At 40.1% G+C, this 13277-nt stretch carries 11 protein-coding genes and 1 pseudogene; 9 read left to right on the top strand and 3 right to left on the bottom strand.

What is annotated here, in order from left to right; all coding sequences use genetic code 11:
* Positions 1–8: 8 nt before the first annotated feature.
* The 3 genes from ACTRWE_RS07370 to ACTRWE_RS07380 are packed head-to-tail and all read left to right on the top strand — an operon-like array spanning position 9 to position 1906.
* Positions 9–983, top strand: coding sequence for a hypothetical protein (locus tag ACTRWE_RS07370; RefSeq protein WP_273001636.1), 975 nt, complete (start codon positions 9–11; stop codon positions 981–983).
* 9 nt (positions 984–992) lie between these two features.
* Positions 993–1328, top strand: a complete 336-nt coding sequence (locus ACTRWE_RS07375) for an STAS-like domain-containing protein (RefSeq protein ID WP_273001635.1) — start codon at positions 993–995, stop codon at positions 1326–1328.
* Between the two features lie 2 nt (positions 1329–1330).
* The gene (locus ACTRWE_RS07380) at positions 1331–1906 is read left to right on the top strand and encodes a type II toxin-antitoxin system VapC family toxin (RefSeq protein ID WP_273001634.1); all 576 of its coding nucleotides are present in this window, start codon (positions 1331–1333) and stop codon (positions 1904–1906) included.
* Between the two features lie 63 nt (positions 1907–1969).
* Here ACTRWE_RS07380 and ACTRWE_RS07385 read toward each other — a convergent pair whose 3' ends face one another.
* Positions 1970–2158 carry a transposase gene (locus tag ACTRWE_RS07385; RefSeq protein WP_335675205.1) on the bottom strand — a complete coding sequence of 63 codons (189 nt, stop codon included), beginning with the start codon at positions 2156–2158 and terminating at the stop codon, positions 1970–1972.
* A gap of 398 nt (positions 2159–2556) precedes the next feature.
* Positions 2557–3717, bottom strand: coding sequence for a porin family protein (locus ACTRWE_RS07390; RefSeq protein WP_273001633.1), 1161 nt, complete (start codon positions 3715–3717; stop codon positions 2557–2559).
* A gap of 318 nt (positions 3718–4035) precedes the next feature.
* Here ACTRWE_RS07390 and ACTRWE_RS07395 point away from each other — a divergent pair, with 318 nt between their 5' ends.
* From ACTRWE_RS07395 to ylqF, 6 genes are all read left to right on the top strand, one after another.
* Positions 4036–5199 (top strand): iron-containing alcohol dehydrogenase, encoded by a 1164-nt coding sequence (locus ACTRWE_RS07395; protein ID WP_273001632.1) that lies wholly within the window; start codon positions 4036–4038, stop codon positions 5197–5199.
* Between the two features lie 10 nt (positions 5200–5209).
* The gene (locus ACTRWE_RS07400; protein WP_290156372.1) at positions 5210–6583 is read left to right on the top strand and encodes a hypothetical protein; all 1374 of its coding nucleotides are present in this window, start codon (positions 5210–5212) and stop codon (positions 6581–6583) included.
* A complete protein-coding gene (locus ACTRWE_RS07405; RefSeq protein WP_290156373.1) occupies positions 6573–7949 on the top strand; it encodes a sigma-54 interaction domain-containing protein in 1377 nt (458 codons plus the stop codon). The genes ACTRWE_RS07400 and ACTRWE_RS07405 overlap by 11 nt, the downstream gene beginning before the upstream one ends.
* Complete coding sequence (locus tag ACTRWE_RS07410; protein WP_290156375.1) at positions 7942–9387, top strand: NAD-dependent succinate-semialdehyde dehydrogenase; 1446 nt, start codon at positions 7942–7944, stop codon at positions 9385–9387. Before ACTRWE_RS07405 ends, ACTRWE_RS07410 begins: the two co-directional genes overlap by 8 nt.
* A gap of 46 nt (positions 9388–9433) precedes the next feature.
* Complete coding sequence (locus ACTRWE_RS07415; protein ID WP_290156377.1) at positions 9434–10468, top strand: cyclase family protein; 1035 nt, start codon at positions 9434–9436, stop codon at positions 10466–10468.
* A 665-nt stretch (positions 10469–11133) separates the two neighbouring features.
* On the top strand, positions 11134–12087 hold the full coding sequence (gene ylqF / locus ACTRWE_RS07420) for a ribosome biogenesis GTPase YlqF (protein WP_462879748.1): 954 nt from the start codon (positions 11134–11136) through the stop codon (positions 12085–12087).
* A 384-nt stretch (positions 12088–12471) separates the two neighbouring features.
* Here the strand turns inward: ylqF and ACTRWE_RS07425 are convergent.
* Positions 12472–13277: pseudogene (locus ACTRWE_RS07425) on the bottom strand (DUF3857 domain-containing transglutaminase family protein); the annotation flags it as partial.

Genomic DNA, 13277 nt, shown 5'->3' on the forward strand with positions numbered 1-13277 from the left:
ATACAGTTATGAGTAAACAGAAAATAATAATACCTACTGTGAAATTTGATACCAATGGATTTAATCAAATTTTGAAAGTAATATCTATTATCACATCAAACCCTAAAAAGAGTTTTGATTTTGATTTTAGTAAGTGTTCTAGGTTAGACCATCATGGTGTAGTGCTGTTAGGTGGAATATCCCGTTATGTTAATTTCCAAAACTCTAAGCTAGCTAGAACTCTTATAAGAGCATTCAATGGAGAGCCTTTTGCTACAGCTGGTGTCATGTTTGATGTGAATTCAATGAGTGAATTAATACGAAAAAACTTAATAGAGAATAACTTTTTGAGCCATTTTACCCAAAGTGGTTTTAGTGGTTATGCTCAAGGTGATTATATTGGCTATAGAGAGCACACGACAAAGCTTGATGAAGATAATATAGCTGAGCACCTGAATGACCAATGGTTATCTGATGATAAAGTAAAGCTTAGTGGTGCATTAAAGCCAGAAATAGTCAGTCGAATTTTTGAAATATTTATGAATGCATACGGGCACGGGACTTCTATTCAAGCTTTAAGTCAGCTCGGGGTGTATAGTTGTGGTCAATATGATCGCAAAGAAAATACGTTAAGCTTGAGTGTATTAGATTTTGGTCCTGGTATAGTAAATAACGTAATGGAATATAATCAAGATATAGAGACTCCCTCTGATGCATTAGAATGGGCTTTAACTAGAGGGAACTCTACTGAGACCGATAGTATTAAAAAGGGAATGGCAAGAGGTTTAGGTTTTGATTTATTAAGTGACTTTGTGAAACTAAACAATGGTGAAATTAGGGTTTACAGCAATAAAGTTTCAGCCAAAATAATCGATGGTAGTGACTTTACTATTAGTGAATCTGAGTATGACTTACCTGGCACTTTAGTAAGCATTAAAATAAATTGCGATAATAAATACTATCACTTTAAATCTGAAAATACTCAACAGACTAAGTATTTCTAGGAGGCGGTAATGTTAAAAGTAAAAGTTTTTGAGCTAGTCGGTAAAAATGCTATTTCGATGCAAAGTGGCTCGAAATTAAATAAAGTAATTTCGGAACCACTTTTAAATAATGAAAATGTTGAGATTGATTTTCAAGGTGTTGCACTATATGCATCCCCCTTTTTTAACGCTGCCGTCGGTGTTTTATTAAGAGAAATTTCAATTGATGATTTAATGAAGAGTATGAAGATAGTAAATTGCAATGATATTGGTATTAGTTTGTTAAATACAGTTATTCAAAATGCAATTAATTATTATGGTGGAGAAAGTAAAGTTACTCAAGCGCTCGATAAGCATGAAGATTAACGATGACGGAAATTAACAATTTAAAAAAGGTTACACCTCACCGCTCTGATAAATATTTTATTGACACTAATGTATGGTTTTGGGTTACATATGCGGCATCGAATGAGATAGAAACACCAAATGCCCCTTTGAGATATCAACTTCAAGAGTATCCAGCATTTATTGAAAAAATATTAGACGAGGGGGCCTGTATCTACCATAGCCCGTTAACTTTATCTGAGTTAACCAATATTGTCGAAAAAACTGAATATGATATTTATAAAGAGGATACAGGTGAAGAACTAACTAGAAAACAGTTTCGCATGTTGCCAGAACTGCGTGCCCGAGTAATGGGCGAAGTATCAAATGCTTGGAAGCAGATTACTCAGATGTCTGAGTCGTTAGATATCAATATTGACGCAAATATATCGAATAAAGCATTAGATGCCCTAAATAAGCATTGTTTGGATGCTTATGATGCGTTTTACATTGAATCTATGGCAGTTAACCAAATCACTAAAATAGTCACCGATGATAGTGACTTTAATGGTCTAGATCTTTCTCTTTACACAGCGAATAATCGTTTAGTTAGACAATAACATCTCTGAGAGGTACGTATTTAGCTTGTGCGTATTGTACTGGGTTTCTAAGTCGAACTTTTGTTAACATTCAAATTTTTTTACTTTCGCGACAACAATTTTATCATGATGATTCACGATTAAATGCAGCTTGAAACCATAAATCAAGCCTATTATTTCATTGACACGCAGGGCTATTCCATCAAAGGTTTTGCGTCTAAGAGTACGAATTTTATGGGCATACCTAATACATATGGAGTCAATGAATTCAATACTTTTAGGCTTTCATTTAAGCGAAGTAAAATAGGCACACATAGGCATAAGTACTCGCATATGAAAACTAATAACAATATTCATAACTTTACTGGTCCTTATATGCCCTGCTGCTGACGTTTTAGGGTGTCATCATCGATTAATTGTTTTCCCCACTAGGGTATAAATACGTTAAAAAATCACCGATACCGCAAAACAATTCAACTAATTCAATTATGTCTGTCTCTTTTTTATACAGTCGTTCTTGATCGAAAAATCGGTTGTAAGAACAGGCATTTAGTTCAATTTATAAAATGAGACTTAGACTGGTTGAGGAAAGTCTAAAAATATAAGGCCAAGCTAGAATCTCGGCCTAAATACTAGATTATTATATTAACCGTGTATTTTTTAGGTGCAACCTAAAAAGAAACTGCCACACCTACACTAATAGCTTCATTTTTTATTGTTCCACCTTGATGGTTTTCTGCTTCCATTGAAGACAATTCACCTGAAAGAGTAAATATTTCCCACAATGTATGGTAGATTCCAATGCTGGCTTTTGTTTGTTGCTTGACCTGAATTAACGTGTCCACGCCAGCAAGATCTACCTTTGAAATACCATAATTGAAGCCTAACTTCGTTTCACCAAGTTTGTGAGTTATTTGCGTAAACCAACCTGAACTATCTCTTGGGATGCCAGTAACGTCGGCCGAATCGATTAGTAAACCATAGTAACCTAGTCCGGAAGCATCAAAAGCTGAGACTGCCAAACGGGTGTCGTCGAATTGTAATGCGGCTGTCAGATCTATTCCGCGAGCAGAATAATCATTATTGACCGTATCTACAGTTTGGTTATAAAAGGAGCTGGAAATATAGCCATTGGAGAACTTGTACTTTAAACGACCATGTACGCCAGGTCTTTTAGAGCCTGAGTCTCCGACGTAACCATTACCGCCAAAGCTCACTGAATCAAGCGCTTGAAATACACCTATGTCTGCATGAATCCCGTTATTAAAAGATTTGCTATAAGTTATTTGTGACAAGCGATCACTAAAGATATAGCCGTAACCCGCAGCACCTAGACTAGTATTTAATGGACTTCTAATTGAAGCTGTTGCTCCAACACCTCCAAGAGCCATGTCTTCAAGAACAACATCTAGACCAAATATTCCATAGTCACGACCAGCTTTTAAAATACCAAATTCATTATTACCTACTGTGAAGAATGCTCTATACGCTCTGTTGTCGCCATTACCATTAAATGCACTGTTATCAGTGGTACCAGGTTCAATGGCAAGAACAGCATTAATATCGAAGCCATTGCGTCGAGTAGCCGCTGAAAACTGAAAGCTGGCAGGGCTATATCCATTAGAAACCGAGGTTGCATCATCACCAGAACATAGCAAGGCATTTCCAGCAACGCTATCTCCTGAATCATCGCAACTTACATATACCGCGTGAGTGTTTACTGTCCCGTGAAAGTTAAAATCCCAAGCTTGATCAGTTTGCGCATGACTTTGGGCGCTAAGCAGCCCTGATGCTAGCAAAGTTACATAACCTGTTGTTTTTATTAATTGCATTTACTTGTCCTTATAAATTTTATTTTAGTGACATATCTCTATTAGAGACAGAATAGATAGCACTAACTATGCCAACAGGTGATAAATGTTAATGCTTTGTTTTTAATGGGAATTTCATGGTGTTTAATTTGTATTTTTGATGAAATAAATCATCATTTTTGTATTTTTGATGAATTTAAGCATCGATCTTTATGCTGATTTTATTGATCAAAATTTAATTTTTGGTAATTTATCAAGTACTTGTGTGAAATTTAAAGATTGGTACGTAGATTGCTAATGTTAATAACTATTAAAAAATGTTTATATTAAGGTAAATGGATGAGTCTCGAAAATGTTCAAATCTTCAAAACTGCTCGTCGATTGTTAACAGGCGAAAATGCGAGTTATTTATTACCTAAAGAAATGCTTAGTTTGAAAATTAAGCGTCCTTTGATTGTGACCGACCGAGGCGTCTTGAAAGCAGGGATTATCGAACCAATTATGACTTTGCTCAATGAGAATGGCATTGCAGATATTTTCACTTATAGCGATATTTCGGCAGAACCTGAAACTCATATTGTGCAAGCATGTTGTAATGTCTTTGATCAGAACCTATGCGATGGGGTGATCGCAATTGGTGGCGGAAGCGCTATGGACACCGCGAAAGCAGTGGCTGTATTCAGTGGTGAAACCAAACCGTTGACGGAGTTATTTGGTGAAGATAATGTTGCGGTGCGAACGATACCGCTAATATGCATGCCAACTACAGCAGGTACGGGTTCTGAAGTCACCAACATATCCATTCTGTTAGATGTTCAAGCGGAGCTCAAAAAGGGAATCGTTAGCAATGAACTACTGCCAGATGTTGCAATTGTAGCGCCTGAACTAACGTTGAGTTGCCCCGCATCAGTAACCGCAGCAAGCGGAGTTGACGCTTTAGTTCATGCAGTTGAAAGCTATCTCTCTAATTTCTCCTCTGAGATTACACGGTCAATATCTATCGGTGCAATTCCAATGATTATTGAGGCCTTACCTATTGCTTATAAAGACCCTGCCAACATTCAGGCGCGTGAACAAATGGCTACTGCTAGTCTGATGGCTGGCCTAGCTTTTGGTAATGCAGGAGTTGGTGCGGTGCATGCCCTTGCGTACCCTATAGGGGGACGGTTTCATTTATCGCACGGAATTAGTAATGCCCTCATGTTCTCTCATGTTATGAGATGGAATTATTCGGCTTGTCCAGAGAAGTTTAGAGACATCGCTATAGCAATGGGCGCGAATAACGCGATTAGTTTGGTAGACTCTGGAGCCTATGTTGTCGAAAAAATTGAATCTTTATGTGAAATCGTAGGCATTCCGAGAAGACTTCGTGATTACGGAATTAAACAAGAGGACATAAGTGAATTGGCCAATGCCGCTAGCGGTGTTACGCGTTTGTTACGCAATAATCCACGAGAGCTCAGTGTTCAAGATATTGAAGCCATTTATACAGAAGCTTTTTAAGGGGTAAGTTATGTCATTATGGAAGAAGCGAGTCGCAGGGGATGAAGCACCATTTTTCCCACTAGGTCCTTTTAAAGTCCGTTTACCATTTATTCATTATCGCTTTGAATGGCCAGATTATCTGCAAGGGCTACTTATGTGCGCTGTCGATTTAGCCGCTATCTCACTAATGACTGAATTGCTCGGTATGCCATTCGAGGCTGCACTTGCAATTGTTATGATTAATGGCTTTTTCTATTTGTTACATCATTTATTGGGAGACCCCGTCGTGCCTGGCTGGATCACACCAGCAATCCCTCTTTTAATGATCTATGTGTCGACATTTCCGGAAGGCGAAGCGCGGGTCCATGCTTTGATTGCGTTCCAGATGATGCTCGGTTTATTCGCAATGCTACTAGGTGCATCTGGAGCGGCAAAACGCGTTGTTCATATTATACCAAGTGCAATTAAAGCAGGTGTAATTATGGGCGCAGGCCTTGCTGCTGTTGCTGTTGTATTCAAAGAGGGCGGGCGATTTGAAACTTACCCATTCACGATCACTATTGCGGTAGGCATCGCCTTTTATCTTATTTTCTCTAAGCACTTTGCTAGGTTGAAACAACACCATTGGAGCTTTCGCTTTCTTGGCAACCTTGGCGTGTTCCCAATCATCGCTCTGGCCATCATTGTTGCCCCCATACTCTCTGAAGCGCCATGGCCTGACATTGAGTGGGGAATTACAAAACCCGATTTTGTCACGATGTTTACCGAATATACGGTATTTGGTGTGGGCTTTCCGCCAATAATAATGTTTCTAACTGCAATTCCAACGGTTCTCGCTGCTTACATTGTGTTGTTTGGTGATGTATTGCAAAGTAAATCAATCTTAGAAGAGGCGGATGAAGCTCGCCAAGATGAAAAAATTGATTACGACCCTGATCGCGCTCATATGATTTTTGGCGCTCGTAACCTTGGGATGAGTATTTTAGGTCCTGATGTTGCGATGTGCGGCCCTTTATGGGCAGCCATGCACGTGGTTATCGTGGAAAGGTATAAACAAGGTAAAAAGGCGATGGATTCTGTTTTTGGAGGCGCGGGCTCATTCCGTTGGGGAACCAATACGGGCCTTTTACTATTACCAGTGGTCAGTTTAGTGCAACCAATTTTAGGTATCGCGTTGGCATTAACATTGTTAATCCAAGGTTATGTGAGTGTTCGAATTGGCATACAAGAAGCGCGTTGTGACAGTGATCTAGGGATCGCCGGGGTGATAGCTGCAATCCTTGTAATTAAAGGTGCTACTTGGGCATTTGCCGCCGGAATACTACTTTGTTTTTTAATTTACGGCTGGCGTTTACGTGAAGGAAAAGGCGATAAAGATAGGAACAAAAGCAATGTTTCTTGATGAAAACTTGCAGCGAGTGATAGACGCCATGAGTGATGGTGTTTATATCACCGATGGCTTCGGCGTCACTGTTACTATTAATAAAGCGTATGAGCGCATTACAGGACTTAACAAGCGCAACCTCATTGGCAAGCACATGTCCGAAATTGTCAAAGCGGGTTTCATTTCTCGCTCGGTCTCGCTTGAAGTGCTGAAAGAACTTGGCGCTGTGACCATTGTTCAAACTATTGGCAATGACCACAAGATCTTTGTTTCGGGCACACCAATGTTTGATGCACAAGGTCGAATTGAATATGTCGTTACTACAGTCAGAGATATCACTGAACTCTCAAAGGCTAAAAGAGCAGAAGAAAAGCTAGAGCAAATATTTAAACTACGAGAGCACTATGGTGCATCAGTCGAAAATGCTGATAACCAAGCGTCTTTCATTATTAGTAGAAATACTAAAGCCTGTTATGACTTGGCTAAAAAAGTAGCCACCTCAAGCGCAAAAATAATTATTCAGGGCGAAACGGGAACGGGAAAAACACTGCTGGCAAGCACAATCCATCAATACAGCAAAGTCTGTGACGGTCCATTTATTGAGCTTAATTGCGCAGCAATGCCTGAGTCATTGCTCGAGGCTGAACTTTTCGGCTACGTGCCTGGCGCTTTTACTGGCGCATTGAGTAAAGGCAAAACCGGACTACTAGAAGCGGCTAACAATGGCACACTATTTCTCGACGAAATAGGTGATCTACCTCTTAGTTTACAAGCAAAGCTACTCAAAGTGATTGCTGAGCACCGTTTTATTCCCGTCGGTGGCACTGAGTTTAAAACCACCAACTTCCGTTTGATTTCGGCAACGCATCACGATCTCAAGCGTTTGGTTGAAGCTAAGTTATTTAGAGAAGACCTACTGTACCGTTTAAACGTTGTGCCTATTAGCCTGCCTCCTTTGAGAGAAAGAACCGATGAAGTTAAACCTCTACTCGAGCACTTTATTCAACACTTTAACCACAAGTATGAATTGGATTGTCGATGGCATCCCGACCTCATTGCGCAGTTAAGTTCGTATGATTGGCCGGGCAATATTCGCGAGTTAATCAATCTAACAGAGCGCTTAGTTGTTACGGCAAATGAATCTTTAATTACGGTGGCTCAATTACCAAAAGAGCTTGCTATTAAGAAGGTGATGAACTCAGGAACTCATACATTGAAATCTCAAGTGGAGGCCTTGGAGCAACAATTAATCACCGAAGCTTTGCTTGAGCACGGAACAACTCGAGCAGCTGCGAAAGCACTTGATATAGATCAGTCAACCTTAGTTAAAAAACAAAAGCGTTGGCGTCAACATAACAATGAGGAACAAGAAGACGATGTTTGATATTGAAGCTTTAAAATTGCGTCAAGAGGCTTTTATCAATGGTGAATGGGTATCAGGGGCCAGTGTAAAAGGACAATCAATTTTAAATCCAGCGACGGATGAAAAAATTGGTTCTGTCCCTTGTTTAAGCCGCGAACAAATTGATGCTTGCATCGTTGATGCCGAGGTAGCTTTTTATAAATGGCGTGATGTTAGCGTGCGCCAGCGTTGTGCACTTCTGGCAAAATGGGCAGAGAAAATAACGAATGACAGAGAGCGAATTGCAAAAATCCTAACCTTGGAACAAGGAAAGCCCCTGCATGAGGCGCTCGGTGAAATAGATTACGCCATCAGCTATGTCAATTGGTACGCCCAGCCTTCACTGATGGAGCACGGTGGTGTTCTGCCTTTTGCAGAAAACGCAGACACAATGATTGTCACTAAAGAGCCTGTTGGTGTGTGTGGTGCTATTACACCTTGGAATTTTCCCGCTGCAATGATTACTCGTAAAGTTGCTCCAGCCCTAGCCGCGGGTTGTACTATGATTGTAAAACCTGCTCCTGACACTCCATTTACTGCCTTAGCTTTGGTTGAGTTAGCTGCGCAAGCAGGTATTCCTGCTGGTGTCTTAAATGTAGTGACCGGCGAGGCAGAAGTCATCGGTCAATGTTTAACGCAAAGTCATATTGTTCGTAAGTTGAGCTTCACGGGCTCTACTGGTGTTGGAAAATACTTAATGGCCGCATCCGCCACGAACGTAAAACGATTATCTTTGGAGCTTGGTGGAAATGCACCATTCATCGTGAGCGAAAATGCTGACATAGAAAGCGCGGTACAAGGAGCTATGGTTTCCAAGTTTCGCAATGCTGGGCAGACCTGTGTTTGTGCCAATGCTTTTTACGTCCATGAAAGTATCTATGACGACTTTTCCCAACTACTTGTCGAGCGTGTAAGCAAATTAACCTTAGGTTTAGGCTCTCAAGATGGCGTTGATATGGGGCCTTTAATTAATCAAGAAGCCTTAGAAAAAGTGGAATCCTTGTTACAGGATGCCGTAACAAAAGGAGCTGAAGTAGTATGTGGTGGAGAACGCTGGGAACAATCACCAAATTGGTTTAAACCCACTGTTTTAAATTCTGCAACGATTGAAATGGACTGCGTAAAACAAGAGATATTTGGTCCTATCGCACCCTTGATAAAGTACAGCGATGAGAACCAGCTACTAGCGCATTTACGCGCGCAAAATACTGGGTTGGCGGCCTACTTTTACAGTTCTAATTTAGCTCAAATTAAACGAATTTCACGCGTAATCGAAGCAGGGATGATCGGTGTTAATACGGGGTTGATTTCTGATGCAGCAGTCCCTTTTGGCGGTATTAAGTCCTCTGGTGTTGGTCGTGAGGGCGGTAAGCAGGGAATCGAGGAATATCTGGAAACAAAGTACATAAAAGTGTGTTAGCAACAAAATAATAATATTGACGTCTTTAACAACAAAGGAAAAAACTATGAAATGTATAACAAAACTACTTAATGTTGCGATTGCAAGTGCTCTACTAGCTTCGGCAGGTGCAGCTTTAGCTGAAACGAGCCCAATCGAAGAGTTACAAAAAGACATGCCAAACAACTGGACTAAATGGGGTAAAGAGAACCAAATTGGTGCACTTAATTATCTAGATAATGAGCAAGCGCTAAGAGGTGTAAAAGCGGTTAAAACAGGTGAAACTTTTACCCTTCAACTACCACTTACTCATGGTATCGGTCCTGTTTTTCCCGGTAGAGTGCCAGCAAGACACTTTATGACCCAAGATCAAAGTATGTATTCAACTGGCAAGTTAGACGCATTAGCGGGTGGTGTGAAATATTCAGATGATGCGGTATTCATGTATCTACAAGGTACTACACATATGGATGCGCTTGGTCATGCTTGGTATGGTGATAAAGTATTCGGTGGCGTATCTGCTGATAGCACCGTGCATGGTCATGACCATGTTGATGTTGGTGTACTGGGAGAGCATGGTGTCGTTGGTCGAGGTATTCTGTTAGATGTTGGCCGTTTGAAGGGGGGTAAATCAGGCCGTCTTCCTGTTAGCAGTTGCATTACACTGGATGATTTGAAGGAAACAGCGAAAGCTCAAAACGTCAAAGTTGAAAAGCGTGACATACTGTTAATCCGCACTGGTTCTGTAGGTCGCTTTTATGCCGATACTCCTGATGCACCATGGTCAGCTACAACTGAGCCTGGGCTGTGTTATAGCAAAGAACTAATAAGATGGGTTGATAACATGGAAATTCCTGTTATTGCGGCTGATAATCTAGCTGTAGAGCTTGTGCCACAAAATATCAATGGTCAAGATTATGTGATTCCTCTACATGGCGCGTTAATTCGTGACCTTGGTGTAGTATTGAGTGAATTATATTGGTTAGATGATTTAGCAAAAGACAGTGCTGAAGACGGTCAGTATACATTCCTATTTTCTGCGGCAGCCTTGAAAATGAAAAAAGGGTCAGGTTCTCCAATTAATCCGATAGTAATTAAATAATAAAGCGCTAAACTACTGTAATAACTGTGCTAGGTTATTACAGTAGTTTAGTTACAGTCAGCAGGGGACACTACCTAGGTTTTAAAGTGTCATTGTAATAGACTGCTGATATCGGCGCTGGTTCGCATAATTCATTTAAGCGCGCCGCGATTTAACCATACTACTACGCCACGGCTCAATGCTACGTGTTTTTTCATGGCCATTTCATAATTTAAATTATGAAATGGTAAGTCGGGTTTATAAGGGTTTTATTTAACAGATCTTTCTCCAGTTAAATACTCTATCGAATCTATCAGGCGCTTAACTGCTTTATCTGGGATGTCATCAAAACCCACAGCATACTTTTTCATGTACTCATAGGTTGCAGTTATTATTGAGGGGGGATTACCGATTGAACCAGTTTGTCCCGTGAAACCTTAGCTCTCCATGCTATTTAACTAATTGCTTATATGTCATCAACTATGTACGCATATAAAGTCTTTATTTGAGGGTTATTAAGCCTAATGATGGTAAGCTCATTACCGAATAACACAAGCAACTGCAATAACTTCAAGTAATGTAGTAGACTTACATTAATATCAAAAGTACAAAAGCATAGTTTTACTTTTAGTACCCACATTAGTACCCATAGGCTACGGCCTTTAATTAAAGGTCATATAAATCAAATGAGTAGAGCTGGAATACAGTGGTTCCCTGGGCACATGAATAAAGCCCGTAATGAAATTAAAGAAATCATGCCACAAATGGATGTGATCATTGAAGTGCTTGATGCGCGCATTCCTTATAGTAGTGAAAACCCGATGGTGGCTTCGCTGCGTGAAGGCAAACCGGTGATTAAAATTTTAAATAAAGCGGATTTAGCTGACCCTAAAATGACCCAAGAGTGGATGAACTACTTTGAGCAAGAAAGTGGTGTGAAGGCGATTGCATTTGGTAATGATAAAGCGGCGGAAGTGCACCGTATTAATGAGTTGTGTAAAAAGTTGGTGCCGCACAAAGTGGGTGCTGATAAGCAAGTTAAAGCCATGATCATGGGTATTCCTAACGTGGGCAAGTCGACGTTAATTAATACGTTAGCGGGGCGTATTGTGGCAAAAACTGGTAATGAGCCAGCGGTGACTAAAGCGCAGCAACGCATTAAGCTTGAAGACGGCATTATGTTGTACGACACGCCGGGTATGTTGTGGCCAAAAGTTGAAAACGAAAACTCGGGCTACCGTTTAGGTGCTACCGGTGCGATACGTGATACCGCACTTGAATATGAAGATGTTGCCAGTTATACCGCAGAATATTTATTACATGCTTATCCTGAGCTGTTAAAAGCACGCTATAAAATTGCTGAATTACCAGAAAGTGATTGGGAATTTGTTGAAATGGCGGGTAAAAAGCGTGGTTGTATTCGTGGTGGTAATCAAATTGATACTTATAAAATGTCAGAAATTCTAATTAATGAATTACGCGATGGCATTATTGGTCGTATTACCATGGAAACGCCAGCTATGCGTGAGGAAGAAGAAGTGATGGTTGCTGAGCTTCGTGCTGCGGCGGAGGCTAAAAAAGCCGCTAAAGAAGAAGAGAAAAAACAACGCAGAGCGCGAGCACGTAAAAACCGCCGTTAATTGTTTTTACATTAGGTAGCTCACTAAATAACAGACATAAAAAAAGCCCGTAAGGGCTTTTTTAGTTTCATATCTACCGTCACCGATATGAGCAATGTAGCAAGTAAAATGTAGGGCGGTTACCCGTTATCAATATCAAGGGGCGTTGCGATTAATAACAGGTAACCAAGCTTTAACGTGGGCTACACGTGTTTCAGGGTCGAGAAACAAAACAGTTTATTCCGTACAAGTAGTGATGCTTTACCGTCTTGTTGATATTGATTATCAGTTAGATTTGTCGAACTGTCAATACTCAATTGAAAATAATTCTCATTTATTTGTGGCTTTGTAAAAAGCTCAATAAAAGCAATGTATTGGCATTTAAACTAGTGTTGGGCTTTATAATTATGGTGTTTTCTGGTTATTCACTCTGCGATTTATTTGTGCCACCAACTCTTTATCTTTGCTTCCCTCGCTATCGACGATAAGTAAAAAGTGATCGCCTTGCTTATCTATCACTTTGATAACTGTATTTTCAAGTTGTGTTTTACCATAAGTTACTTCAACGCTAGCTATATCTTTAAAGTGTTTTAAGTTTGATTCAAGTTGGTCTTGTTCATTTTTCCAATAACTAAAAATATAGTTGTCGCTTATACCATTGCCGTCGTTACGAAAATCTACCCATGCATCGCTGTAAAAAAATAGCACATCTTCATCAATAGGCACTAATTGATGACGCTTCAAAAATTGCATTTGAAATGACCATAATTTATCGCCCTTAACGATCGCGGTACTCGGTAACAAGTAAACCTCTTCGAGCAAGCTTAAAAATAAAATGGGAGCCCAAATTATGGCGATCACAATATTTCTTACTCGCCATTTAGAGTTGTATGCAAGTGCGTCAGATGATTGGTTCAGGTGTTGAATGTAGTTAACTAATGGCAGCCAAAGCAAAGGAATTATACACAGCGCAAAAGTTGAGTAATCGTCAAACCGTGTTGTTACTGTAAGTACTAAAAGGAGTAGCCATGCCACAATAGCTAGCGCATTAGGCATTATTTTGTTCTTTTTATGGTGCTCTTGACTGTGTGCAAGGAGCTCCAAAAATAAAGGATAGAAAAAGAACAGCGAAAAAATCCCGCGAGCAATCGGCATGATATGACTATTTTGCTGTATTTTAATTGCTTTCCAGTTGCGATAACTCCAGTAGT

Source organism: Pseudoalteromonas sp. G5_S1_54_S4, assembly GCF_054968565.1.